26 protein-coding genes are annotated in these 24,716 nt (G+C 68.6%); 7 read left to right on the top strand and 19 right to left on the bottom strand.

Annotation, left to right across the window (positions count from 1 at the left end; translation table 11 throughout):
* Nucleotides 1–13 precede the first annotated feature (13 nt).
* Genes fba through rpe form a run of 5 tightly spaced genes read left to right on the top strand, consistent with a single transcriptional unit; the run spans nt 14 to nt 4,638 of the window.
* Nucleotides 14–1,093 (top strand): class II fructose-bisphosphate aldolase, encoded by a 1,080-nt coding sequence (gene fba, locus ACMV_RS05380; RefSeq protein ID WP_011941806.1) that lies wholly within the window; start codon nt 14–16, stop codon nt 1,091–1,093.
* Nucleotides 1,094–1,119: 26 nt separating this feature from the next.
* Entirely contained in the window at nt 1,120–2,601 is a 1,482-nt protein-coding gene (locus tag ACMV_RS05375; protein WP_013639783.1) for a form I ribulose bisphosphate carboxylase large subunit, read from the top strand.
* A 12-nt stretch (nt 2,602–2,613) separates the two neighbouring features.
* Complete coding sequence (locus tag ACMV_RS05370; protein WP_007422834.1) at nt 2,614–3,042, top strand: ribulose bisphosphate carboxylase small subunit; 429 nt, start codon at nt 2,614–2,616, stop codon at nt 3,040–3,042.
* An 11-nt stretch (nt 3,043–3,053) separates the two neighbouring features.
* Nucleotides 3,054–3,974, top strand: a complete 921-nt coding sequence (gene cbbX, locus ACMV_RS05365) for a CbbX protein (RefSeq protein ID WP_013639782.1) — start codon at nt 3,054–3,056, stop codon at nt 3,972–3,974.
* Nucleotides 3,961–4,638, top strand: coding sequence for a ribulose-phosphate 3-epimerase (rpe, locus tag ACMV_RS05360; RefSeq protein ID WP_013639781.1), 678 nt, complete (start codon nt 3,961–3,963; stop codon nt 4,636–4,638). Before cbbX ends, rpe begins: the two co-directional genes overlap by 14 nt.
* A gap of 12 nt (nt 4,639–4,650) precedes the next feature.
* Here the strand turns inward: rpe and ACMV_RS05355 are convergent, their stop codons facing one another.
* Nucleotides 4,651–5,934 (bottom strand): amidohydrolase family protein, encoded by a 1,284-nt coding sequence (locus tag ACMV_RS05355; protein WP_013639780.1) that lies wholly within the window; start codon nt 5,932–5,934, stop codon nt 4,651–4,653.
* Nucleotides 5,931–6,518 (bottom strand): pyridoxamine 5'-phosphate oxidase, encoded by a 588-nt coding sequence (gene pdxH / locus ACMV_RS05350; protein WP_007422839.1) that lies wholly within the window; start codon nt 6,516–6,518, stop codon nt 5,931–5,933. Before pdxH ends, ACMV_RS05355 begins: the two co-directional genes overlap by 4 nt.
* Nucleotides 6,519–6,620: 102 nt before the next feature.
* Between pdxH and fabI the strand changes: the two genes are divergently transcribed.
* A complete protein-coding gene (gene fabI, locus ACMV_RS05345; protein WP_007422838.1) occupies nt 6,621–7,457 on the top strand; it encodes an enoyl-ACP reductase FabI in 837 nt (278 codons plus the stop codon).
* 46 nt (nt 7,458–7,503) lie between these two features.
* Here the strand turns inward: fabI and ACMV_RS05340 are convergent, their stop codons facing one another.
* From ACMV_RS05340 to ACMV_RS05325, 4 genes are read right to left on the bottom strand one after another with little or no spacing between them, the layout of a single operon-like run.
* Nucleotides 7,504–7,698: a hypothetical protein gene (locus tag ACMV_RS05340; protein ID WP_007422840.1), complete on the bottom strand. Its 195-nt coding sequence runs from the start codon at nt 7,696–7,698 to the stop codon at nt 7,504–7,506.
* 54 nt (nt 7,699–7,752) lie between these two features.
* The gene (locus tag ACMV_RS05335) at nt 7,753–8,517 is read right to left on the bottom strand and encodes an ABC transporter permease (protein ID WP_007422841.1); all 765 of its coding nucleotides are present in this window, start codon (nt 8,515–8,517) and stop codon (nt 7,753–7,755) included.
* A complete protein-coding gene (locus ACMV_RS05330; RefSeq protein ID WP_013639779.1) occupies nt 8,514–9,254 on the bottom strand; it encodes an ABC transporter ATP-binding protein in 741 nt (246 codons plus the stop codon). The genes ACMV_RS05335 and ACMV_RS05330 overlap by 4 nt, the downstream gene beginning before the upstream one ends.
* A gap of 1 nt (nt 9,255) precedes the next feature.
* The gene (locus tag ACMV_RS05325; protein ID WP_007422843.1) at nt 9,256–10,266 is read right to left on the bottom strand and encodes an ABC transporter substrate-binding protein; all 1,011 of its coding nucleotides are present in this window, start codon (nt 10,264–10,266) and stop codon (nt 9,256–9,258) included.
* A gap of 72 nt (nt 10,267–10,338) precedes the next feature.
* On the opposite strand from ACMV_RS05325, the gene ACMV_RS05320 reads away from it, so the two are divergent.
* Nucleotides 10,339–10,674: a DUF1491 family protein gene (locus ACMV_RS05320; RefSeq protein WP_007422844.1), complete on the top strand. Its 336-nt coding sequence runs from the start codon at nt 10,339–10,341 to the stop codon at nt 10,672–10,674.
* 56 nt (nt 10,675–10,730) lie between these two features.
* Here ACMV_RS05320 and ACMV_RS05315 read toward each other — a convergent pair whose 3' ends face one another.
* The 13 genes from ACMV_RS05315 to ACMV_RS05255 form a co-directional block, all read right to left on the bottom strand.
* Nucleotides 10,731–11,555: a formate/nitrite transporter family protein gene (locus ACMV_RS05315; protein ID WP_011941813.1), complete on the bottom strand. Its 825-nt coding sequence runs from the start codon at nt 11,553–11,555 to the stop codon at nt 10,731–10,733.
* Nucleotides 11,556–11,796: 241 nt separating this feature from the next.
* Nucleotides 11,797–12,027, bottom strand: coding sequence for a formate dehydrogenase subunit delta (locus ACMV_RS05310; protein ID WP_007422846.1), 231 nt, complete (start codon nt 12,025–12,027; stop codon nt 11,797–11,799).
* Nucleotides 12,017–12,844, bottom strand: a complete 828-nt coding sequence (fdhD, locus tag ACMV_RS05305) for a formate dehydrogenase accessory sulfurtransferase FdhD (RefSeq protein ID WP_007422847.1) — start codon at nt 12,842–12,844, stop codon at nt 12,017–12,019. The genes ACMV_RS05310 and fdhD overlap by 11 nt, the downstream gene beginning before the upstream one ends.
* Entirely contained in the window at nt 12,841–15,681 is a 2,841-nt protein-coding gene (fdhF, locus tag ACMV_RS05300; protein WP_011941814.1) for a formate dehydrogenase subunit alpha, read from the bottom strand. Before fdhF ends, fdhD begins: the two co-directional genes overlap by 4 nt.
* Nucleotides 15,682–15,693: 12 nt before the next feature.
* The gene (locus ACMV_RS05295; protein WP_007422849.1) at nt 15,694–17,244 is read right to left on the bottom strand and encodes a formate dehydrogenase beta subunit; all 1,551 of its coding nucleotides are present in this window, start codon (nt 17,242–17,244) and stop codon (nt 15,694–15,696) included.
* Nucleotides 17,244–17,717 carry a formate dehydrogenase subunit gamma gene (locus ACMV_RS05290; RefSeq protein WP_011941815.1) on the bottom strand — a complete coding sequence of 158 codons (474 nt, stop codon included), beginning with the start codon at nt 17,715–17,717 and terminating at the stop codon, nt 17,244–17,246. Before ACMV_RS05290 ends, ACMV_RS05295 begins: the two co-directional genes overlap by 1 nt.
* A gap of 140 nt (nt 17,718–17,857) precedes the next feature.
* Nucleotides 17,858–18,757: a LysR family transcriptional regulator gene (locus tag ACMV_RS05285; RefSeq protein WP_007422852.1), complete on the bottom strand. Its 900-nt coding sequence runs from the start codon at nt 18,755–18,757 to the stop codon at nt 17,858–17,860.
* Entirely contained in the window at nt 18,754–19,827 is a 1,074-nt protein-coding gene (locus ACMV_RS05280) for an alcohol dehydrogenase (RefSeq protein WP_007422851.1), read from the bottom strand. The genes ACMV_RS05285 and ACMV_RS05280 overlap by 4 nt, the downstream gene beginning before the upstream one ends.
* 83 nt (nt 19,828–19,910) lie before the next feature.
* Entirely contained in the window at nt 19,911–21,218 is a 1,308-nt protein-coding gene (locus ACMV_RS05275; RefSeq protein ID WP_013639778.1) for a bifunctional folylpolyglutamate synthase/dihydrofolate synthase, read from the bottom strand.
* Entirely contained in the window at nt 21,215–22,084 is an 870-nt protein-coding gene (gene accD, locus ACMV_RS05270) for an acetyl-CoA carboxylase, carboxyltransferase subunit beta (protein WP_007422854.1), read from the bottom strand. Before accD ends, ACMV_RS05275 begins: the two co-directional genes overlap by 4 nt.
* Nucleotides 22,085–22,094: 10 nt before the next feature.
* Nucleotides 22,095–22,598 (bottom strand): hypothetical protein, encoded by a 504-nt coding sequence (locus ACMV_RS05265; RefSeq protein WP_007422855.1) that lies wholly within the window; start codon nt 22,596–22,598, stop codon nt 22,095–22,097.
* Nucleotides 22,599–22,650: 52 nt separating this feature from the next.
* Complete coding sequence (locus ACMV_RS05260; RefSeq protein ID WP_013639777.1) at nt 22,651–23,391, bottom strand: gamma-glutamyl-gamma-aminobutyrate hydrolase family protein; 741 nt, start codon at nt 23,389–23,391, stop codon at nt 22,651–22,653.
* A 21-nt stretch (nt 23,392–23,412) separates the two neighbouring features.
* Nucleotides 23,413–24,627 carry a multidrug effflux MFS transporter gene (locus ACMV_RS05255; protein WP_011941819.1) on the bottom strand — a complete coding sequence of 405 codons (1,215 nt, stop codon included), beginning with the start codon at nt 24,625–24,627 and terminating at the stop codon, nt 23,413–23,415.
* Nucleotides 24,628–24,716 lie beyond the last annotated feature (89 nt).

The raw sequence follows: 24,716 nt of genomic DNA, 5'->3' as shown, positions 1-24,716 counted from the left end.
AAAGGAAACTGACATGGCACGCATAACATTGCGTCAGCTACTCGATCATGCGGCGGAACGCGGATATGGCGTTCCCGCCTTCAACATCAACAACATGGAACAGGTGATCGCGATCATGGAGGCCGCCGCGTCCTGCGATGCGCCGGTCATCCTCCAGGCCTCGCGCGGCGCCCGGTCCTATGCCGGCGACCGGATGCTGGCGAAGATGATCGAGGCGGCGGAGGCCGAGCACCCGCAGATTCCCATCTGCCTGCACCAGGACCACGGCAACGACGAGGCGACCTGCCTGTCGGCGATCCAGCACGGGTTCACCAGCGTGATGATGGACGGCTCGCTGATGGCCGACGCAAGAACCCCCGCCGACTACGACTACAATGTCGCCATCACCGCCCGCGTCACCGACATGGCGCATCGCGTCGGCGTTTCGGTCGAGGGCGAGCTCGGCGTGCTCGGCAGTCTCGAAACCGGCACCGGTGCGGCCGAGGACGGTCACGGCGCCGAGGGCACGCTCTCCCACGACCAGCTCCTGACCGACCCCGACCAGGCGGTTGCCTTCGTGCGTGCCACGAAGGTCGACGCGCTGGCGGTCGCCATGGGAACCTCCCACGGCGCCTACAAGTTTTCCCGCAAGCCGGATGGCGCGATTCTCGCGATGCACGTCATCCGCGCCATCAACGAGCGCATGCCCGAACTCCATCTCGTCATGCACGGCTCGTCCTCGGTCCCGCAGGACCTGCAGGAGGCCTTCAACCGCCACGGCGGCGAGATGCCGCAGACCTGGGGCGTGCCCGTCGAGGAAATCCTCCTCGGCATTCGTCACGGCGTGCGCAAGGTGAATATCGACACCGATTGCCGCCTCGCCATGGCCGCCGCCATCCGCAAGGTCGCCACCGGGAACCGCGCGGAATTCGACCCCCGCCAGTTCATGAAGCCCGCCATCGCGGCACTGCGCGATCTCTGCCGCTCGCGCTTCCAGGCCTTCGGCACCGCCGGGCAGGCCTCGCGAATCAAACCGCAGCCCCTCGCCGCGATGGCCAGGCAATACGCATCCGGCGCCCTCGATCCCGTGATCGATGTCGGCCGCGCCGCTTGATGACATCAGAAGACGGAGTCCGCATCATGGATACGCCAACCCCTAACATCACCAACGAGGCCCTGACGGTGCGCGGCAAGGAGCGCTACAGGTCGGGCGTTCTCGAATACCGCAAGATGGGCTACTGGGAACCCGACTACGAACCGAAGATCACCGATGTCATCTCGCTGTTCCGCATCACCCCGCAGGATGGCGTCGATCCGGTGGAGGCGGCGGCGGCGGTCGCCGGCGAAAGCTCGACGGCGACCTGGACCGTCGTCTGGACAGACCGGCTGACGGCCTGTGAGAAATACCGGGCCAAGGCCTACCGGGTCGATCCGGTGCCCAATGCGCCCGGCCAGTATTTCGCCTATATCGCCTACGATCTCGCGTTGTTCGAGCCGGGCTCGATCGCCAACCTCACCGCCTCGATCATCGGCAACGTGTTCGGCTTCAAGCCGCTCAAGGCGCTGCGGCTCGAGGACATGCGGCTGCCCGTCGCCTATGTGAAGACGTTCGACGGCCCGGCGACCGGCATCGTCGTCGAACGCGAACGGCTCGACAAGTTCGGCCGCCCCCTGCTCGGCGCGACGGTGAAGCCGAAGCTCGGCCTCTCGGGGCGCAATTACGGCCGCGTCGTCTACGAGGCGCTGAAGGGCGGCCTCGACTTCACCAAGGATGACGAGAACATCAACTCGCAGCCCTTCATGCACTGGCGCGACCGGTTTCTCTACTGCATGGAAGCGGTGAACAAGGCGCAGGCCGCGACCGGCGAGGTCAAGGGCACATACCTGAACGTGACCGCCGGCACGATGGAGGACATGTACGAACGCGCGTCCTTCGCCCACGAGCTCGGCTCGACCATCATCATGATCGATCTCGTCATCGGCTACACGGCGATCCAGTCGATGTCGAAATGGGCCCGCAAGCACGACATGATCCTGCACCTGCATCGCGCCGGCCACGGCACCTACACCCGCCACAAGACGCATGGCGTCAGCTTCCGGGTGATCTCCAAGTGGATGCGGCTCGCCGGCGTCGATCACATCCACGCCGGCACCGTGGTCGGCAAGCTCGAGGGCGATCCGCTCACCACCCGCGGCTTCTACGATATCCTGCGCGAGGACTACAACGAAACCCGTTACGAACACGGCATCTTCTTCGATCAGGACTGGGCCGGCACGCGCAAGGTCATGCCGGTCGCCTCGGGCGGCATCCATGCCGGGCAGATGCACCAGCTCCTCCATCATCTCGGCGAGGATGTCGTCCTGCAATTCGGCGGCGGCACGATCGGCCATCCGCAGGGCATCGCCGCCGGGGCGATGGCGAACCGCGTGGCGCTGGAAGCGATGATCCTCGCCCGCAACGAAGGGCGCGACTATCTCGCCGAAGGTCCGCAGATCCTCAACGACGCCGCGCGCCACTGCCTGCCGCTACGCCAGGCGCTCGATACCTGGGGCGAGGTGACGTTCAACTACGCCTCGACCGACACGCCCGATTTCGCCCCCACCGCGATGCCGGCCTACTGACGGAGCGTTATCATGAGACTGACCCAGGGCTGCTTTTCGTTTCTTCCCGATCTGACCGATGAACAGATCAGCCGCCAGATCCAGTACTGCCTCGACAAGGGCTGGGCGGTGAACCTCGAATATACCGACGACCCGCACCCGCGGAATACCTACTGGGAAATGTGGGGCCTGCCGATGTTCGACATCCGCGATGCCAAGGCGATCATGTCCGAACTCGCGGACTGCCGGCGGATTCACGATGATTGCTATATCCGCCTCTCGGCGTTCGACGCCACCAACACATGGGAGTCGCTCCGCATTTCCTTCATCGTGCAGCGGCCGAAGGACGAACCCGGCTTCATGCTGACACGGAGCGAGGCCGCCGGCCGCACCATGCGCTACGAAACCCGCGCCTATGTCGTCCAGAAACCCGAAGGCGCGCGCTATGGAAATTCCGGGTGAGGGAGGGGGGCATGCCGGATACGATGGCGGGCGCGCCCGCCGCGGGCGAGATGATCGATCTCCGCGCCGAATTCGACGGCGCCGGGATCGGCGATGTGCTCGCGGCGCTGGACCGCGACCTTGTCGGGCTCCGTCCTGTCAAGGCGCGGATCCGCGAGATCGCCTCCCTCCTGCTCATCGAGCGGGTCAGGCAGAAATGCGGCTTCGCGACCGAGGCGCCGACGCTGCACATGTCCTTCACCGGCAATCCCGGCACCGGCAAGACGACGGTTGCCCTCCGCATGGCGAACATTCTCAAGGCTCTGGGATTCGTCAGGCAGGGCCAGCTGATTTCGGTCACCCGCGATGACCTGGTCGGCCAGTATATCGGGCACACCGCGCCGAAGACGAAGGAGATCCTCAAGAAGGCCATCGGCGGCGTGCTGTTCATCGACGAGGCCTATTACCTCTACCGCCCCGACAACGAGCGGGACTACGGGCAGGAGGCGATCGAGATTCTCCTGCAGGTAATGGAGAACCAGCGCGAGGACCTCGTCGTGATCCTCGCCGGCTATGCCGACCGGATGGAGAATTTCTTCACCCTCAATCCCGGTTTCCGCTCGCGCATCGCGCACCACATCGATTTTCCCGATTACGAGAACGACGAGCTGCTGGCGATCAGCGACACGATGCTGGCCCGCCAGCATTACCGCTTCTCGCCCGAGGCCCGCGCCGTCATGGACCGCTACATCGCCCGGCGTCGCACGCAGCCCTATTTCTCCAACGCCCGCTCGGTGCGCAACGCGCTCGATCGCGCGCGCCTGCGCCAGGCGAACCGGCTGATGACGGCGACCTCGCCCATCCCGAAAGACGCGCTGACGATCATCGAACCCGACGATCTGCTGGCCAGCCGCGTCTTCCGCGCGGAGGAAAAAGCCGATGCCGGCGCCTGACAGGTTGCTGATCGCGCCGTCGATCCTCTCGGCCGATTTCGCCACCCTCGGCGCGGAGGCGCGCGCCGTCATCGAGGCCGGGGCCGACTGGGTGCATATCGACGTGATGGACGGGCATTTCGTCCCCAACCTCACCTTCGGCCCCCCGGTCATCGGCGCCGTGCGCAAGCACGTCGATGCCGTGTTCGATGTCCATCTGATGATCGCGCCGGTCGATCCCTTCATCGATGCCTTCGTCGAGGCCGGCGCCGACATCATCACCGTCCATGCCGAAGCCTGCCCGCATCTCGACCGCACCGTGCAGTCCATCCGCGCGCGCGGCTGCCTGGCCGGCGTCGCGCTCTGCCCGGCCACGCCGGAAGCGGCGCTGTCCTACGTGCTCGACGCGGTCGACCTCGTGCTGGTGATGACGGTCAATCCCGGCTTCGGCGGCCAGACCTTCCTGCGATCGCAACTGCCGAAGATCCGCCGGATCCGCGAGATGATCGCGGGGCGCGACATCCGCCTCGAACTCGATGGCGGCATCACGCCGGAGACCGCGCCGGATGCCGTGGCGGCGGGGGCGGATGTGCTGGTCGCCGGCTCCTCGGTCTTTCGCGGCGGCAGGGCGGCCTATGCGGCGAATATCGCGGCGCTGCGGGCAGGGGGGATGGCCCTTGCCTGACGCCGCCGCGCCTCACCCCGCCGCGCGGAAGCGAACCTCCATCGCCTCGTCGCCGAGGCGAAGCCGGCTGACGCGCGCCGGCGATTCGGCGATCGCGATCCCGCCGCGGATCACCGCGCGCCGCGCGGCGCGGGTGCGGATCGCCTCGATCGGATCGCCGGCATCGAGCAGCACCAGATCGCCCCGGCATCCGGGGGCGATGCCGTAACCCTCCAGCCCCACCGCCCGCGCCGCGTTTACCGTAACGGCATCGAAACAGGAACGCATCGCGTCCACGCCGGTCATCTGCGCGACGTGAAGTCCCATCGATGCCACCTCCAGCATGTCGTGCGTGCCGAGCGGATACCACGGGTCCATCACGCAATCATGCCCGAAGGCGACATTCACCCCCGCCGCCATTAGCTCCGGCACGCGCGTCATGCCCCGCCGCTTCGGATAGGTGTCGTGCCGTCCCTGCAACGTGATATTGATCAGCGGATTGGCGATCGCGGAAACCCCGGCCTCGGCGATCAGCGGAATCAGCTTGCTCGCGTAATAATTATCCATCGAGTGCATCGAGGTGAGATGCGATCCGGCAACGCGCCCCTGCATCCCGTGCCGCACGGTCTCCGCCGCCAGCGTCTCGATATGGCGCGACAGCGGATCGTCGCTCTCGTCGCAATGCATGTCGACCATCATCCCGGCCTCGGCGGCGATGGCCATCAGCTGGCGCACGCTCTCCGCCCCGTCCGCCATGGTCCGCTCGAAATGCGGAATCCCGCCGATCACGTCGATCCCCATCGCCATCGCCCGGCGCAGGTTCTCGGCCGAACGCGGATAGCGCAGCCAGCCATCCTGCGGAAAGGCGACGAGCTGGATGGTGATCCACGGCGCCATCTCCGCCCGCAGCGCGGTCAGCGCCTCCACCGCGAGCAGCCGGTCGTCGCAGATATCGACATGCGAGCGGATCGCCCCGATCCCCTGCGCGATCGACCAGGTGCAGAGCCGCTTCGCCCGCGCATGGATGGCCTCCACGGTCAGGTCCGGCTTGAGCTCGCCCCAGAGGGCGATGCCCTCCAGCAGCGTGCCGCTGCGGTTCAGCCGCGGCAGCCCGAGCGACAGCGTCGAATCGAGGTGCAGATGCGAATCGACGAAGGGTGGCGCGACCAGATCCCCCGCCGCGTCGATCACCGCCGGCGCGGCCGCCTCCGGAAGACCGGGGCCGACCGTCTCGATCACGCCGCCGCGGATCAGGATGTCGACCCCCCGCCGCCCATCCGGCAGCGCCGCGTTGCGGATGAGCAGGTCGCCCGTCACGGGAACAGTCTCGTCGCCGACCAGGCGTCGCCGGTGCGGGTGAACACCGCGCGGTCGTGCAGGCGGAAGTCCCGGTCCTGCCAGAACTCGATCGAATCGGGCATCACATGCCAGCCGGACCAGTGCGGCGGGCGCGGGATCGGCCCGTCGCCATACCGCGCGGTCACCTCAGCGAGCCGCCGTTCGAGTTCGGCCCGCTCGCCGAGCGGGCGCGACTGGTCCGAGGCCCAGGCCCCGAGCCGCGAAATCCGCGGCCGGCTGTCGAAATAGGCATCCGCCTCGTCGTCCGAAACCGCGCGGCACCGCCCCTCGATGCGGATCTGCCGGCGCAGCGACTTCCAGTGGAACAGCAGCGACACATCCGGATTCGCGCGGATCTCGAGCGATTTCCGGCTCTCCAGGTTTGTATAAAAAACAAATCCGGCCTCATCCCACGATTTCAGCAGCACGATCCGCGCCGAAGGCCGGCCGTCCGGCGTCGCCGTCGCCAGCGTCATCGCATTGGGATCGTTCGGTTCCGCCGCCTCGGCGTCCTGCATCCAGGCGGCGAAAAGCTGGAACGGATCGGCACTGATATCGATCATCGGTTGCTCTCTCTTCCGTGTCGCAATATTTGATAGTCCAAGCCGCCGCACGCCACCACCCCGGCACGGCCGGCCGAGACACGACAGACTGGAGCCCCCGACATGCAGGAATCCGCACAGACCTACCCGCTGACCGGCACGCTGATGCGTGGCAAGCGGGGCGTCATCATGGGGGTTGCGAACAACCGCTCGATCGCCTGGGCCATCGCCCAGGCGGTGGCCGCGCAGGGCGGCGAACTCGCCTTCACCTATCAGGGCGACGCGCTGGAGAAGCGCATCCGCCCGCTGGCCGAAAGCGTGCAGTCCGATCTCGTCATCCCCTGCGACGTCACCGACGATGCGGCGCTCGACGATGCCTTCGCCGCCGTCGCCGACCGCTGGGGCGAGATCGACTTCCTCGTCCACGCCATCGGCTTCGCCGACAAGCAGTTCCTGCGCGGCCGCTATGCCGATACGCCGCGCGCCGCCTTCCTCCAGGCGATGGACATTTCCTGCTTCTCCTTCACCGCGGCCGCGCAGCGCGCCTCGGCGCTGATGAAGCGGGGCGGAGCGATGGTCACGCTCACCTATCTCGGCGCCGAGCGCGTCACCCCCCACTACAACGTGATGGGTGTGGCCAAGGCCGCGCTCGAATCCTCGGTGCGCTACCTCGCCGCCGATCTCGGGCGCGACGCGATCCGGGTGAACGGCCTGTCCGCCGGCCCGATCAAGACGCTCGCCGCCTCCGGCATCGGCGATTTCAGCTACATCCTGAAATGGAACCAGCTCAACGCGCCGCTCGAGCGCAACGTGGCGCTCGAGGAAGTCGGCGCCTCCGGGCTCTATCTGCTGTCGGATCTCTCGCGCGGCGTCACCGGCGAGATCCACCACGTCGATTGCGGCTATCACATCGTCGGCATGAAGAACCCGATGGCGCCGGATATCGACGCCGTCGAGTAACCGAGGCCGCAGGCGGCGTCAGATCGGCCCCGCGCCGGGGCCGACGTCAGATGGGCTTGTGCGCCCGGTCGATCAGCCGCCTGAGCAGGCCGGGCTTTTTCTCCGGCCGCGGTGCCGTGGCCGAGGCCGCCTCGGCGGCCCGGCGTTCCTTGGTCTTCAGCCAGTCCTCAAGGCTCATATTGGCCTTGGCGGCGCGCTTGCGTTCGTAGTCGGTCTGGGCGTCGGTCATCTTGCGGGTCATGCGCGCGCCTGTGCCAGAACCCGCGATCCGTATCAAGCGCCCCGCGCGTGCATCTCAGCCTCCGGCGCCGAAGCGGCGCAGCATCCGCCGCTCGAAGGCGCCGAGCGCGGCATAGATCCCGATCCCGGTGACGGCCAGCAACATCAGCGCGGCGAACATGCGCGGAATCTCCAGCCGGTAGCCCGACTCCAGGATTCGCCCGGCCAGCCCGCCGGCAAACCCGCCCGAACTCGCGACGAACTCCGCCACCACCGCGCCCACCAGCGCCAGCGTGCCGGCAATCCGCAGCCCGGCGAGGAAGAAGGGCAGGGCGGAAGGCAGCCGCAGCAGCGCCAGCGTCTGCCATCGGCTCGCCCCGTTCAGCCGGAACAGGTCGGCGAGCTCCGGCGGCGTCGCCGCCAGCCCCGCCGCGGTGTTCGACAGCACCGGGAAGAACGCGACGATGGTGGCGCACACCACCATGGCGGCGAATTGCTGATGCACCCAGATGATGATCAGCGGCGCTATGGCGACCACCGGCGTCACCTGCAACACCACCGCCCAGGGCTGGATCGCCGCCCGCGCCAGCCGGCTCGCCGCCATCGCCAGCGCCAGCGCCATGCCGAGCAGCGCCGCCGCCAGCAGCGCCGCCCCCGTCACGGCGAGGGTCGAGACCAGCGAGAGCAGCAGCGACGCCCGGTCCGCCCAGAACGCCGCGACGATCGCCGCCGGCCCCGGCAGCACATAGGGCGGCACCCGCAAGCCGATCACCAGCCCCTGCCACAGCCCCAGCGCCGCGAGGCCGAAGACCACCGGCGCCCATCGCTCGGCGCGGCTCATGACGGCATCACCGCGCGCAGCGTCTCCGTCACCTCGCGCACCAGCGCGGCATAGGCCGGGTCCGTCCGCCGGTCCCCGCCCTCGGCGAGCGGGCTGGCAATCTCCGCGGCAATCCGCCCCGGTCGCGGCGTCATCACCACGATGCGCGAGGCGAGATACGCCGCCTCGTAGATCGAATGGGTCACGAACACGATCGTGCTGCCCGTCTCCCGCCACAGTGCCAGCAAATCGTCCTGCAAGCGGTTGCGGGTAAACTCGTCCAGCGCGGCGAAGGGCTCGTCCATCAGCAGCAGACGCGGCCGCGAGACCAGCGCCCGCGCGATCGCGACGCGCATCCGCATCCCGCCCGACAGCGCCGCCGGCTTCGCCTCCTCGAACCCCGCAAGCCCGAGCCGCGCCAGCAACTCACGCACCGACGCCGCGCCGTCCTCGAAGCGCCGTCCGGCGAGGCGGAGCGGCAGGTGCACGTTTCGCGCCGCGCTCGCCCAGGGCAGCAGCGTGGCGTCCTGGAACACGAAGCCGATCTCGCCCGCGCCGGGTGCGGCACCGCCCTCCCAGACCAGCCGCCCCGCATCTGGTGCGTCGAGCCCGGCGAGCAGCCGCAGCAGCGTCGACTTGCCGCAGCCCGAAGGCCCGAGCAGGGCGACGAACTCGCCCCGCCCGATCGCCGCGTCGATCCCGGCGAGCGCGACCGTCACCGCCCCGAACCGCCGCGTCACCTGTTCCAGCCGCACCATCTCAGCGCGCGGCCGCTTTCCCCTTCGGCAGGAACCGCAACGTATAGGCCTTGCGATAGTCGAAATGCGCCGGATACAGGCCGGCCGCGCGCATCTGCTCGTAGAAGCCCTTCCACCGCGCATCGGTCATCCCGCCGATCCCGATCTTCGCCGTGGTGGCATCCTCCACCACCTGATGCGCCTTGAGCTGGTCATAGCCGAATTTCAGCAGCGCCGGCGTCATGTCCGGATTGGCCTTGCGGATCAGCGCGAAGGCCGGCGCCGGATTGCCGTCGAGATAGGATTTCCACCCCTCGGCCGACGCCTCGATGAAGCGGCGCACCACCGAAGGGTCGGTCTTCGCCAGCTTGCGCGAGGTCGCGATCAGCTCGCCATACCCGTCGAACCCCGCCTGGTCGAGCCGCAGCACCACCGGGAAATGCCCGGTCTTCTGCTTCACGAGGAACGGCTCCGAGGTCAGAAATCCCTGCACCACCAGGTCCTTGCTGGTGAAGAACGGGGCGAGGCTGAAATCGTAGGGGCGGATCTGGCTGTCGCTGTAGCCGTATTTCTTCTTCAGGAAGAGCCACCAGCCCGCCCGCGTATCCGCCGAAATCGCGATCGGCTTGCCCTTCAGCGCGGCGAAACTGTCCTCGCCGGCGCCGCGATGGGCGATCAGCACGTCGATATCCTTCTGGAAGAACGCGGCGACCGCGACGAAGGGAATCTTCTGCTGCACGAAATTGAAGGCGAGGAAGCTGTTCGAGGTGATATCGAAATCGAGCCGCCCGGCGAGCAGCAGCTGCGCGTTGTTCACCTGCGGCCCGCCCTCGCGGATCGTCACGTCGAGGCCATATTTGCGGTAGATGCCGTCCGCCACCGCCTGATAGAAGCCGCCATATTCGGCCTCGGCCACCCAGTCGAGACCGAACGTGACCTTTTGCAGCTTCGGCGGCGATGCGGCATGGGCCAGCGCCGGTGATATGCAGAGCAGCGCGGCAAGCAGTCGAGGCAAGGAGCGAAACCAGTCCATGAGCTTATCCCCGTCGGTTTTCGTTAGTCATTATCAACAGAGTTCGGTGCGGTCGTCGATAGGTCAAGCCCGGTGAGCGAACCCCGCGTCAAGGCCGGCATCTGGGTGCAGATGGCGCTGCGGCTCGGCGCCGCCGATGGCCGGCCCGGCATGCTGCTGCACCGGGGCGACGAGGATGCCGGCGGCGTGCTGGTGCTGCTGCGCGGCCGGATGGGGGTGGTGATATTGAGCCAGACGCGCGATGCCCTCGGCCGCCCCGCCTGGCTGCGCGCCACCGGCCCCGACCCGGTCGACGATGCGCGGGCCGATGCCTATGTCGAGAAGCAACTCCGCTTCGACCCCGATCTCTGGGTCGTCGAGTTCGAGGCGCCCGATTACCTGCCGCCCTTCGAGGGCACGATCCTCTGAACCGAAAAGGGCCGCGCCCACCGGCACGGCCCTTCCCATCGGTCAGGCGGAACGTCTTACTCCGCCGGCGCCGGCGACAGCACCGGTTCAGGCGCCGCCGTCGCGCCATGCGCGACATAGAGACCGAACGCGGTGATCACCACGGCGCCGACGATGTTGCCGAGCGTCACCGGGATTTCGTTCCAGATCCACCACTGCGAGATCGACACCTTCGCGCCGAGCATGATGCCGCAGGGAATGACGAACATGTTCACCACGCAGTGCTCGAACCCCTGCGCGACGAAGGCCATGATCGGCATGTACATCGCGAAGATCTTGCCGATGACCGAGCGCGAGACCAGCGCCATCACCGCGCCGAGGCTGACCATCCAGTTGCAGACGACGCCCTTGGAGAAGGCGGTCATCCAGCCGGCGGCGCCGGCCTTCATGTACGGGATCGTCTTGAGGGCGGCGATCGCGGCAATCTTCGCGCCGATCGGATCGGCCGCCGCGGTGAAGAACTTGGTATCGATCGCGGCGAAAAGTGCGGCATAGAGCAGGCTGCCGATCAGGTTGCCGACATAGACGAGCACCAGCCCGCTCACGATGCTGCCGAAGCTCAGGCGCCCGGCCATGCCGGCATAGGGCAGCAGCGCCGCATTGCCGGTGAACAGTTCGAGGCCGAGCAGAACCAGCAGGATGAAGCCGACCGGGAAGAACATCGCGCTGACCACCAGATTGCCGGTGGCGACCAGGGCGGAGACGAACAGCGTCGTCGTGAAGCCGAGAAACAGGCCGGAGAGAATGCCGGTGACGAGAATGGTCCTGGCCGGCAGGTTCCCCTTGGCGGCGCCCGCCTCCATCATCGCCGCCGCCAGGGCAGACGGTTTCAACCAATCCATTTTTTCGCTCCATGTGCTTGGACCGGAGCGAGATAACCGAGCTGTAATCTCAGGTCAACACGATTTAGTGATCAAAAGTCAAAATCTGTCTGCCTTTCAATAACGCTTCCGGCTTCGTCTTGTATTTCGCGGGGTCAACACTAGCGGCTCCGCCGCCGAATTCGGCGGAGTGCTTGTCGTATCAAAAAAATGATTTACTAAGCCCGCCGCGCGAGGCACTGATGCAAAGATTGAGACAGGTTCAGGCGGCTTCGCTGGCGAGCCGGTCCACCGCGGCGGCGGCGTTTTCCGTCAGCCCTTCGCCGCCGCGGGCGCGGAAGGCGATGATCTTCGCCCGCATGCGCGGGTCCCAGAACTTGCGGATATGGTTCTCGATCCCGGCCACGGCCTCGCCGTCCGCCGTGGTGTTGAAGAAGGTGGCGATCTGGTTCGCCATGTAGACGAGCTTGCGGTCCTGGTCTTCAGGCGACATGTCTGGAGGCTCCGAAACAGATGCGTGTCTGGTGGGTAAAGACTTCAAATCCGTCCTCGCGCGCGACGGCGACGAGCGTGATCCCGGCCTCGTCGGCGGCGCGGATCGCGTGCGCGCTCGGCACCGACACGGCGACGATCACCGGCGCGCCGGCGACCGCGCATTTCTGGATCAGTTCGATCGAGACCCGGCTGGTCATGAGCACGACGCCACTGCCCGCGGACCGGCCGGCGCCGGCCAGCGCGCCGATCACCTTGTCGAGCGCGTTGTGCCGGCCGACATCCTCGCGCACCAGCACCGAACCGTCCGCCGGGTCGAGAAATCCGGCGGCGTGAATGGCACGGGTCTGGCGGTTCAGCTCCTGCTGCATCGCCATCGCCCGCATCCCGCGCATCACCGCCTCGGCCGAGATCGTCAGCCCCGAGCCGACCCGCGGAATCGCCCGCGTCGCCTCGGCGAGGCTTTCCAGCCCGCACAGGCCGCAGCCGAGCGCCCCGGCCATGTGCCGCCGCCGCCGCGCCAGGCGATCGGCGACATCGGTGCCGACGCGCATCCGGCACTCGATCCCCTGATCGACGGTCACGAGTTCGCAGTCGAGCAGATCGGCCGCCCGGTCGACGATGCCTTCCGACAGGCTGAACCCCGTCGCGAAATCCCGCAGATCGCGCGGCGTCGCCATCATGACCGCGTAGCCAACCCGGTTGTAGCTCAGCGCGATAGCGGTTTCTTCCGGAACCTGCCGCGATCCCGCGCTGACCTCGCCGTGGTGGAACGCGGTCGTCGCCACGCGGACGACCGGTTCGAACAGCCTGGTCATTCGGCCGGCGTGGCCTCGATCTGCCGGGTCCTGCGACCGAGATCCGCATAGGTCTGCTGCGACTCGGTCGGCCCGTTCGACGGCGAGACCTGCACCGCCGTCACCTTGTATTCGGGGCAGTTCGTCGCCCAGTCCGAATAGTCGGTGGTGACGATGTTCGCGAGCGTCATCGGGTGGTGGAAGGTGGTGTAGACCACCCCCGGCGCGACCCGGTCGGTCACCTTCGCCCGGAGCGAGGTCTCGCCCGCCCGGCTGGCCACCTTGACCCACGCCCCGTCATTGATCCCGCGCTGCTCGGCATCGTGCGGATGGATCTCCAGCAGGTCCTCCTCGTGCCAGGCGGTGTTCGCCGTGCGCCGCGTCTGCGCGCCGACATTGTATTGCGACAGGATGCGCCCGGTGGTCAGCAGCAGCGGGAAGCGCGGCCCGGTCTTCTCGTCGGTCGCCACGTATTCGGTCACGAAGAACCGCCCCTGGCCGCGGACGAAGCCGCCCACATGCATCACCGGCGTCCCCTCCGGCGCCTTCTCGTTGCACGGCCACTGCACCGAGCCCTGCCGTTCCAGCAGGTCGAACGACACGCCCGCGAAGCTCGGCGTCAGCCGTGCGATCTCGTCCATGATCTCCGACGGATGCGCGTAGTTCATGTCGTAGCCCAGCGCCTTGGCGATCAGCTGGGTCACCTCCCAGTCCTCGTAGCCGTTCTTCGGCGTCATCACCTTGCGCACGAGCTGGATGCGCCGCTCGGCATTGGTGAAGGTGCCGTTCTTCTCCAGGAAAGTCGAGCCCGGCAGGAACACATGGGCGAACTGCGCCGTCTCGTTCAGGAACAGATCCTGCACGACGACGCATTCCATCGCCGCGAGCCCGGCGGTGACATGCTTGATGTCCGGGTCGGACTGCGCGATGTCCTCGCCCTGGATGTAAAGCCCCTTGAACGTGCCATCCACCGCGGCGTCGAGCATGTTCGGAATCCGCAGCCCCGGCTCGGCATCGAGCGAAACGCCCCAATCCACCTCGAAGGCCTGCCGGACCTCCGGGGTCGAGACATGGCGGTAGCCGCTGAACTCGTGCGGGAAGCTGCCCATGTCGCAGCTGCCCTGCACGTTGTTCTGCCCGCGCAGCGGGTTCACGCCGACGCCGACACGCCCGATATTGCCGGTCGCCATCGCGAGATTGGCGAGCGCCATCACCGCCGTCGTGCCCTGGCTGTGTTCGGTCACGCCCAGCCCGTAATAGATCGCGGCATTCCCGCCCTTGGCGTAGAGCCGTGCCGCCGCGCGCACGAGTTGCGGATCGACGCCCGTGGTCGCCGCCAGCGCCTCGGGGCTGTTCCGCTCCGCCGCGGCGAATTCCGCCCACAGCGTGAACGCGTCGAGATCGCAGCGCTCGCGCACGAAGGCCTCGTCATAGAGGTGCTCGGTGACGATCACATGGGCGAGGGCGGTCAGCATCGCGACATTGGTGCCCGGCCGCAGCGGCAGGTGATACGCCGCCTCGACATGCGGGGTGCGGACGAGGTCGATCCGCCGCGGATCGATCACGATCAGCTTCGCCCCCTCGCGCAGCCGCTTCTTCATCCGCGAGCCGAACACCGGGTGGCCGTCGGTCGGGTTGGCGCCGATCAGCAGGATCACGTCCGCCTGCTCGACGCTGTCGAAATCCTGCGTCCCCGCCGAGGTGCCGAAGGTCTGCGACAGGCCATAGCCGGTCGGCGAGTGGCACACCCGCGCGCAGGTATCGACATTGTTGTTGCCGAAGGCGGCGCGGACCAGCTTCTGCACCAGGAAGGTCTCCTCGTTGGTGCAGCGCGACGAGGTGATGCCGCCGATCGAGCCCTTGCCATAAGTCGCCTGGATGCGCCTGAACTCCGACGCCACGTGGCTGATCGCCTCGTCCCACGACACTTCCCGCCACGGATCGGAGATCTTCGCCCGGATCATCGGCCTGGTGATCCGGTCCTGATGCGTCGCATAGCCCCAGGCGAAGCGCCCCTTCACGCAGGAATGGCCATGATTCGCCTTGCCATCCTTGTAGGGCACCATGCGCACGAGTTCCTCGCCGCGCATCTCCGCCTTGAACGAGCAGCCCACGCCGCAATAGGCGCAGGTCGTCACCACCGAATGCTCCGGCTGGCCGATCTCGACGACGGATGTCTCCATCAGCGTCGCGGTCGGGCAGGCCTGCACGCAGGCGCCGCAGGACACGCACTCGGACTCGAAGAAGCTCTCCTCCATCCCCGGCGAAACCTTGGAGTCGAAACCGCGCCCGGCGATGGTCAGCGCGAAGGTGCCCTGCACCTCCTCGCAGGCCCGCACGCAGCGCGAGCAGACGATGCACTTGGCCGGGTCGAACTGGAAATACGGGTTGGAGACGTCCTTGGCCGAGTCGAGATGGTTCTCGCCCTCATAGCCATAGCGCACCTCCCGCAGCCCGACCGCGCCGGCCATGTCCTGCAACTCGCAATTGCCATTGGCCGAGCAGGTCAGGCAGTCCAGCGGATGGTCGGAGATGTAAAGCTCCATCACCCCGCGGCGCAGCTTGCCGAGCCGCTCGTTCTGGGTATGGACCACCATGCCCTCCGCCACCGGCGTGGTGCAGGAGGCCGGCGTGCCCGCGCGCCCCTCGATTTCCACGAGGCAGAGCCGGCACGAGCCGAAACTGTCCAGCATGTCGGTGGCGCAGAGCTTGGGGATCTGCGTGCCGATCTCCATCGCCGCCCGCATGACCGACGTGCCTTCCGGCACGCTGACCTTCACCCCGTCGATCGTCAGGGTAACGAGCGCCGCGGCGTTGCTGGCCTTGGTGCCGTAGTCGATTTCATGGACGAGACCCATGGCGGTTCTCCTTCACTCAGCCGCGGCGGGGAGTTTCGGCGCGCGAAACTCTTCCGGGAAATGGTTGATGGCGGACAGCACCGGATACGGCGTGAAGCCGCCCAGCGCGCAGAGCGAGCCGAACTTCATCGTCTCGCAGAGGTCGCGCACGAGGGCGAGATTCGTCTCCGGCTCGATCCCGGCGCGGATGCGGTCGAACGTCTCCACCCCGCGCGTCGAGCCGATGCGGCAGGGCGTGCACTTGCCGCAGGATTCGAGGGCGCAGAACTCCATCGCGAACCGGGCCATCTGGGCCATGTCGGCAGTGTCGTCGAAAACCACAAGCCCGCCATGGCCGATCAGCCCGTCGCGCTTGGCGAAGGCCTCGTAATCATAGGGCGTGTCGAACATCGAGACCGGGAAATAGGCGCCCAGCGGCCCGCCCGCCTGCACCGCCTTCACCGGCCGGCCCGAGGCGGTGCCGCCGCCAATGTCGTTCACCAGCTCGCCCAGCGTCACGCCGAAGGCGCATTCGAACAGCCCGCCATGCTTCACGTTGCCGGCGAGCTGCACCGGCATCGTCCCGCGCGAGCGGCCATAGCCCATCTCGGCATAGCGCTTCGCCCCCTCGGCCAGGATGAACGGCACGCTCGCCAGGCTGATCGTGTTGTTGATGATGGTCGGCCGGCCGAACAGCCCCTCGATCGCCGGCAGCGGCGGCTTCGGCCGCACCTGCCCGCGCTTGCCCTCCAGGCTCTCCAGCAGCGAGGTCTCCTCGCCGCACACATAGGCCCCGGCGCCGACCCGCACCTCGAGGTCGAAATCATGCGCGCTGCCGTTGATCCCCTTGCCGAGATAGCCGGCGCGCTCCGCGATCTCGATCGCCCGGCGCATCATTCGGATCGCCAGCGGATATTCCGAACGGATATAGACATAGCCCTTCGTCGCGCCGACCGCGACGCCGGCGATCGTCATGCCCTCGATCAGCATGAACGGATCGGCTTCCATGATCAGCCGGTCGGCGAAGGTGCCGGAATCGCCCTCGTCGGCGTTGCAGACGACATATTTGCGGTCCGCCGGCGCGCGCGCCACGGTCTCCCATTTGATCCCGGTCGGGAACCCCGCGCCGCCGCGCCCGCGCAGCCCGCTCTCCTTCACCGCGGCGACGGTCGCCGCCGGCCCGATCGAGAGCGCCGCCTCCAGCCCCTTGTAACCGCCATGATGGCGGTAATCCTCGAGCGAGAGCGGATCGATGATCCCGGCGCGGCCGAAGGTGAAGCGCGTCTGCCTCGCGAGGAAGGGAATCTCCTCGACATGGCCGACGCATTTTTCATGCGGCGCGCCGTCGAAGAAGCGGGCCTCGAACAGCCCCGCCACGTCGGCGTCCCCGATGTTCCGGTAGCCGATCCGCCCCGACGCGGTGGCGACCTCGACCAGCGGCTCCAGCCAGAACAGCCCGCGCGAGCCGTTGCGCACGATCGTCACCGGAATGTTGCGCGCCCGCGCCTCGGCCTCGATCGCCGCGGCCACCCGGTTCGCCCCGACCGCCACGGCGGCCATGTCCTGCGGCACGAAAATCTTCATCACGCGGCCTCCGCGACCAGGGCTTCAAGGGTGGCGGCATCCGCCCGTCCCACCGGCTCGTCGTCGAACAGCGCGCTCGGCGCCGTGGCGCACAGGCCAAGGCAATACACCGCCTCGACGGTGATCCGCCCGTCCGGCGTGGTGCCGCCCCATTCGAGCCCGAGCGCGTCCAGCAGGCGGCGCGCATTCGCCTCCGACCCCATCGACTGGCAGGCCTCCGCCCGGCACAGCTTCAGCACGTGGCGGCCCGCCGGCGCGCGGCGGAAATCGTGGTAGAAGCTGATCACGCCATGCACCTCGGCGCGGGTGATGTTGAGCATGTCGGCGATCAGCGGCTCGGCCTCGCGCGGGATGAAGCCGAAATTCTCCTGCAGCGCGTGAAGGATCGGCAGCAGCGGCCCTTCCTCGCCCAGGTAATCCCGGATCACGGCGCGGGCGGCCTCGTCATTCCATTCAGCGGGCTTTGGGTCCATTCCGACAGTCCTGTTTCCTCGCTCGGCCGGGATGACCGAACCTCCTGCTTAAATCGGGCAGGTTAATCTTTCGTGTGCATTATCCACATGATCTTCCCGCAAACAAGCCAAAACCCGGATTGTTTGATAGAGCGCGTCTATCAAGCTAGGGTGGCTTGACCCCGCGCCAGTCCTTCCGCGACGTTCACCAGCGCCGCCACCAGCGGCGACACGGGCTCGCGGTTCGGCAGCACCAGCCCGACCGCGTGAACCTCCTCCGGCTCCACGATCGGAATCGCCCGCAGCCTTGGCGTCAGCCCGAAGATCTGTGCCAGCTTCTCCGGCAGCACGCAGGCCCAGCGCCCGGTCTGCACATGGCTGACCAGCACGACGATCGAGTTGCTCTCCAGCGTCGGCCGCAGCTCGGTCCCGGCATTGCGCAGCAGCCGGTCGAGGATCCGCCGGTTCTGCATGTCCGGCGTCAGCAGGCAGAGCGGAATCTGGCCGACCTCCGCCCAGCTCACCTGCTCGCGCCGGCCGAGCGGCGCGTCCGCCGCGGTCAGCAGCCGGTAGCGCTCGTCATAGAGCGGCACCACCCGGTTCTTCCCGATCGGCTCGTTGTCGATATAGGTCACCCCCGCATCGACCTCGAAATTGTCGAGCCGTCGCAGCACCTCGTTCGACGTGCAGGACTGGATCGAGAACCGCACCGCCTCGTGCTGCCGGCGATACGGCGTGGTCAGTTCCGTGATGGTGGCGAGCGCGGTCGGAATCGCGGCGATCCGCAGCAGCCCGTTGAGCCCGCGCTTGAGGGCGCGGATATCGGCGCGCATGGCATGCATGTCGCCGACGATCCGCCGCGCCCATTCGAGCACCCGCTCGCCTTCCGGAGTGAACCCCTGGAACCGCGACGAGCGCTCGACCAGCGGCATCCCCAGCGCCTCCTCGAGCGAGCGGATGCCCGCCGAGAAGGTGGGCTGGGTCACGCCGCAGCTTTCGGCGCCGCGGCCGAAATGCTCCTCCCGCGCCAGCGCGAGCAGGTATTCGAGCTTGTCGATCACGCGCCGTCGGCCACCAGCACCAGCCGCCCGGTCACATCCCCGGCCTTGAGCCGGTGGATCGCCGCGTCCGCCTCGCGCTGCGGCACGGTCTCGATCTGTAGCTTCGGCAGCGCCCCGCCCTGGGCGAGATCCACCAGCTCGCGCAGATCGCCCGGCGTGCCGACGAAGCTGCCCTGCAACGTCAGCGCCCGCATCGGCATGAAGGGCAGGGGTATGTTCAGCTCGCCGCCGAACAGCCCGACCATGATCAGCTTGCCGCCCTTGGCCAGCGCCGCATGCGCCGCCTTCGCCGTGCCCGAGCCGTTGACGAGGTCGATGATCGCCTCCGGCTGCCCGCCGCACGCCGCGATGATCGCCTTGTGCAGCGCCGGGTCGTTGCCGTCCACCACCGCGGTGGCCCCCGCCGCCAGCGCCGCCTCGCGCTTCCTCGCACTGGTATCGACGCTGACGATCGCCTTGTGCCCGAGCGCGCGCAGCACCGCGATCGCCGAAAGCCCGAGCCCGCCCGCGCCGATCAGCACCACCGGCGTGTCCGCCGGCAGCGGCATCACCTTGCGGATCGCGGCATAGACCGTGATGCCCGAACACGCATAGGTCGCCGCCAGCGCGGGATCGAGATCGCCGGGATCGACCAGGTGCCCCGCATGCGCCGCGATCACATGGGTCGCGTAGCCGCCATGCTGGTAGATGCCGAGCGAGCGCTGCTTGGCGCAGAGATTGTCCTCGCCCGCCTTGCACCGCGCGCATTCGCCGCAGCCGACCCAGGGATACACGATCCGCACATCCCCCACCTTCACCCCGCTCGCCTCCGGCCCGAGCTTCACCACCCGGCCGACGATCTCGTGGCCGAGCGCCAGCGGCAGCGTGATCCCGCGCTGCACGATCTCGTAGCGCCCGGCGCTGCCGAGGTCGTAATACCCGTCCCAGAGATGCAGGTCGGAATGGCAGACGCCGCAATGCGTCACCTCCAGCAAGATCTCCCGCCCCGTCGGCTCCGGCATCGGCAGGTCGATTTCCTTCAGCGGCGCCCCGTTCTCGACAACGGCCCAGGCTTTCATCGTGGCGGACATTCCGGTCTCCCTTTTTGCTCCGCGCGAGTATCGGGTGGATCGCGCGGTTCAGGCAAGCCGGGCAGGCCGGAAGGCGAGGGGGATCAGCCCTGCGCCGGCGCCGCTTCCTGCCGTGCCAGGATCACCCCGGCGAGATAGAGCGAGCCGCAGACCAGCACCCGCTTCGGCGTCCCGTCCGCGGCGAGGCGCCGCAGCGCGGCCTCCACATCCGGCCCCGCCGTCGCGACCCCGCCCGACGCCTCGATGATCGCCTCGACGGGCAGGGCCAGGTGCTGCCCCGGCTCGACCACCGCCTGCACCGATGCCGCCTGCGGCAGCAGGATGCGCAGAAACTCCGCCACGTCCTTGGCCTGCTTCATCCCGACGACGAGATGCGTCGGCCCCTCCCAGCCGGCCAGAACCTCGGCCAGCGCCTGCGCCCCGCCCGGATTGTGCGCGCCGTCGAGCCAGAGTTCCGAGCCCGCCGGCAGCAACGAGGCCAAGGGCGGCCCAAGGCGCTGCAACCGCGCCGGCCATTCCGCCGCCGCCATGCCGCGCGCGAAGGCGGCCTGGTCGAGCCCGAACCCGCCGGCGCGCAGGGCGGCGATGGCGATGCCGGCATTGTCGAACTGGTGCGCGCCGGGCAGGGCGGGGCGGGGCAGCTCCAGCCGCCCCTCCTCGTCCTCATACACCGCGCCCTCGCCCTGCTTCATGATCCGCCACTGCCGCCCGCGCGCGGCGAGCGGCACCCCGGCCGCCTTCGCCCGCGACTCCAGCACGGCCAGCACGTCCGGCGTCTGGAACCCGGTCACGGCCCGGCTGCCCGGCTTCATGATCCCGGCCTTCTCGGCGGCGATCACGGTTTCCGTCTCGCCGAGGAACTCGCGGTGATCGAGCGAGATCGCGGTGATCGCGGCGGCGGCGGGCGGCGGGATCACGTTGGTCGCATCGAAGGTGCCGCCGAGCCCCACCTCGATGATCGCGATCTCCGCCGGCCGTGCCGCGAACAGCACGAAGGCGGCGGCGGTGATCGCCTCGAACACGGTGATCGGCGCGGCGTCGTTCACCCGCTCGACCTCGTCGAGTGCTGCGTCCAGCTCGTCGTCGCTCACCAGCGCGCCGGCAAGCCGGATGCGCTCGTTGAACCGCACGAGATGCGGCGAGGTATAGACATGCGCCCGCAGCCCCGCCGCCTCGGCCATGCCGCGCAGGAAGGCGCAGACGCTGCCCTTGCCGTTGGTCCCGGCGACATGGATGGTCGGCGGCAGCCGCCGCTCCGGATGGCCGAGGGCTTCGAGCAGCCGCTCCAGCCGTTCCAGCCGCAGGTCGATCAGCCGCGGATAGAGCGCGTGCAGCCGCTCGATCCGCGCGTCGATCCGGCTCGGTGCCGGGGCCGGCGCCGCCCCGCTCACGCCGCCTCTGCGTCCGGCCGCCCCACCTTCAGCAGGCCGAGCAGCCGCCCGAGTGTCGCCGCCAGCTCGCCGCGCGCGAGCACCATGTCGACCATGCCGTGTTCGAGCAGGTATTCGGCGCGCTGGAAGCCTTCGGGCAGCTTCTCGCGGATCGTCTCCTCGATCACCCGCGCCCCGGCGAAGCCGATCAGCGCGTTCGGCTCGGCGATCTGGATATCGCCCAGCATCGCGAACGAGGCGGTCACCCCGCCGGTGGTCGGGTCGGTCAGCACGACGATATAGGGCAGCCCCGCCTCGCGGACCATCTGCACGGCGATGGTGGTGCGCGGCATCTGCATCAGGCTCACCGGCCCTTCCTGCATCCGCGCCCCGCCCGAGGCGGTGAAGACGATCAGCGCCGCCTTCTGCAGCACCGCGAGCCGGGCGGCGGTGACCAGCGCCTCGCCCATCGCCGCGCCCATCGAGCCGCCCATGAAGCGGAAATCCATCGCCGCGACCACGGCCCGGTGCCCGCCCACCGTGCCATGCGCCACCAGCACGGCGTCCTCCATGCCGGTCTTCCGGCGCGCGTCGGCCAGGCGGTCGGGATATTTCTTGCGGTCATGGAACTTCAGCGGATCGGCCGGCACCTTGGGCAGGTCGATCCTCTGGAACGCGCCGCCATCGAAGGTCCAGGCCAGCCGCTCGGCCGCCGTCGCCCGCATGTGGTGCCCGCAATGCGGACAGACCTTCAGGTTGTTCTCGAGTTCGCGGTGAAAGATCATCTGCTGGCAGGCGCTGCACTGATGCCAGAGATTGTCCGGCGCCTCCTTGCGGCCCAGCAGGGTGCGGATGCGCGGGCGGACGAATTCGGAAAGCCAGTTCATGTCGGGCCGGTCAGAAAATGCTGTTGATCAGGTCGTCGCCGAGGCCGAACCCGGCCCCCATCGCGATCGCCCGGCCGAAGCCCGAATTCAGGAACCCGCCGAGCAGCCCGCCGCCCTGCTGCTGCGGATAGGCCGGCGGATAGCCCTGCTGCGGATAACCCTGCTGCGGGTATTGGGGCGGCGGCGGCGGATACGGCGCCTGCTGCGGCGCCCCCCAGGGCTGGGACGCTGGCTGGGCGGCCGGCTGCGTCTGCGGCACCGAGGCGGCGGGCACCGCCGCCGGCTGGTTGGCCACGAAATTGTGAAGCGCCTGGAGCAGCCCGCCGACCTGATTCTGCTCCGCCTGGATCGCGAGCGCGACCTCGCGCAGGTCGAGCAGCCATTCCCGCGCGTCCTGGTTCCCGGCGTCGCGCGCCGCCTGCAGCTTCTGCGCCAGCGCCTTCAGCTGGCCGGCGGTCTGCTGCGCCTGGGCCTGCAACTGGTCGTATTGCGAATCGATCGTCTGGATATCCATGGCCTCGGTCCTTCCGCGTAAGCCCCCCATATAGAAGCTGCGTCCCGAAAAGTCAGGCCGCCGCGCGCCCGCCGCGCCAGGTCCGGCACGCCTCGCCGAAGGCGGCGAACAGCCGCTGCCGGTCCGGCGCCTCCATCACCGCCCATTCCGGGTGCCACTGCACGGCGATGGCGAAGCCCGCCGCCCCCTCGACCCGCACCGCCTCGATCGTCCCGTCCGGCGCCACCGCCTCCACCGTGAGCCCCGGCGCCAGCCGGTCGATCGCCTGGCCGTGCAGCGAATTCACCATGATCGTCTCCGCCCCGCAGATATGCCGCAGCGCGCCGCTCAGCCGCACCTCGTGCTTGAGCGCCATCTGCTCGGCCCTCGTGCCGTTGCCGGCGCGGTGATCGAGCCGCCCCGGCAGGGTGTGGACCTGCTGGTGCAGCGTGCCGCCGAGGGCGACGTTGAGCTCCTGCAACCCGCGGCAGATGCCGAGCACCGGCATCCCGCGGGCGAGGGCGGCGCGGATCAGCGGCAGCGTCGTCGCGTCGCGGTCGGCGTCGTGCGCGTCCGGCGTCTCGTCATTGGCGACGCCGTAGCGTGCCGGCATCACGTTGCTCGGGCTGCCGTTGAACAGGATGCCGTCCAGCCGGTCGAGCACGGCGATCATCTTCTCGCCTTCCGGCGGGATCAGCAGCGGCAGGGCGTCGCTCGCCGCGATCACCGCCTCGCCGTAGCGCGCCGGGGTGGCGTGCTGGTGGTGGTTGCCGATGAACTTGGTGCAGGCGGGAATGCCGATGATGCTGGGCATGTTGTCCTCGTCAGGGGCGTGTCAGGTCAGGCGTTGGGGTCGGAAGGCGGCGGCGAGTGCGGCGAGCACCGCGCAGGCGAACATGGCGAAGGCCATCGGCCGGGCGGTGCCGTCGGCGAAGGCGCCGACCAGCGCGCCGGTGATCGCCCCGCCGAGATACTGCCAGGTGCCGAGCAGGGCCGAGGCCGAGCCCGCATGCGCCTGGTGCCGCGAGAGGGCGGCGACCAGCGAGCTCGGCAGGCTGAGCCCGTAGCTCGCCTGGCAGATGAACAGGCCGGCGATGATCGGCAGCGGCCCGCCGCCGCGCAGCGCCGCCGCCACCAGCACGATCGTGCCGCACACCAGCGCCGCGACCGCGGCGGAAATCACCGGCCGCAGCCCCGCCCGCGCCACGAGATGCGGGTTCCACTGGTTGAACCCGATATAGATCGCCGCGTTCAGCCCGAACAGCAGCGCATAGGAAATCGGGTCCCAGTGGAACTCGCCGATGAACACGGCCGGCGTGCCGGCGAGATAGGCGAACAGCGCGCCGATCGCGAAGGTCCCGGTCAGCGCATGGGTCAGGAAGCCGCGCTCGGCGGAAATCTGCCCGTAGCGGATGATGATGGTGCGGAACCCCACCGTGCTGCGCCGCGCGAGCGGCAGCGTGTCCGGCAGCCGGAACCACACCAGCCCGATCGCGACGATCCCGTAGAGCGTCGCCAGCGCGAAAATCCACCGCCACGAGCCGAACGCGATCACCGCGCTGCCGAGAATGGGGGCGATGATCGGCGCCACGCCCATCACCAGCATCAGCCGCGAGAACAGCAGCGCCGCCGCCGGCCCGTCGGCGATGTCGCGCACCATCGCCCGCGGCACCACCACCGCGGCCGAACCGCCGAAGGCGGCCACCAGCCGGAACGCCGAGAGCGAGGCCGTGTTCCACGCCAGCGCGCAACCGATCGAGGCGAGGGTGTAGAGCGCGAGCCCGAGCAGGATCGGCAACCGCCGCCCGGCCCGGTCCGAGAACGGCCCCTGCGTCATCTGCCCCGCGGCGAGCCCGGCGAAATACGCCGCGAGCGTCAGCCCCGGCCCGGCCGGGTCGTGGAACTGCCGCGCGATGGTCGGGAAGGCGGGAAGATACATGTCGACCGATACCGGCCCGATCGCGATCAGGAATCCGAGCAGCAGCGGCAGGCGCCGGCTGGTCGCCAGATCCGGCGCATCGGCGGCAACGGCGCTTTGTGCGGATGACATTGCCTCACCATAACCCGGCCGCGAATCCCGGCAAACGCCCCGCCGGCGCAATCCTGCCGGGCGTCGGCGATCTGGATCAGCCCGCCCCG

This window comes from Acidiphilium multivorum AIU301 (genome assembly GCF_000202835.1).
GTDB classification, from domain to species: domain Bacteria; phylum Pseudomonadota; class Alphaproteobacteria; order Acetobacterales; family Acetobacteraceae; genus Acidiphilium; species Acidiphilium multivorum.
Note: the sequence above shows the minus strand (reverse complement) of the source record. Positions and strands in the feature narration are given on the sequence as shown.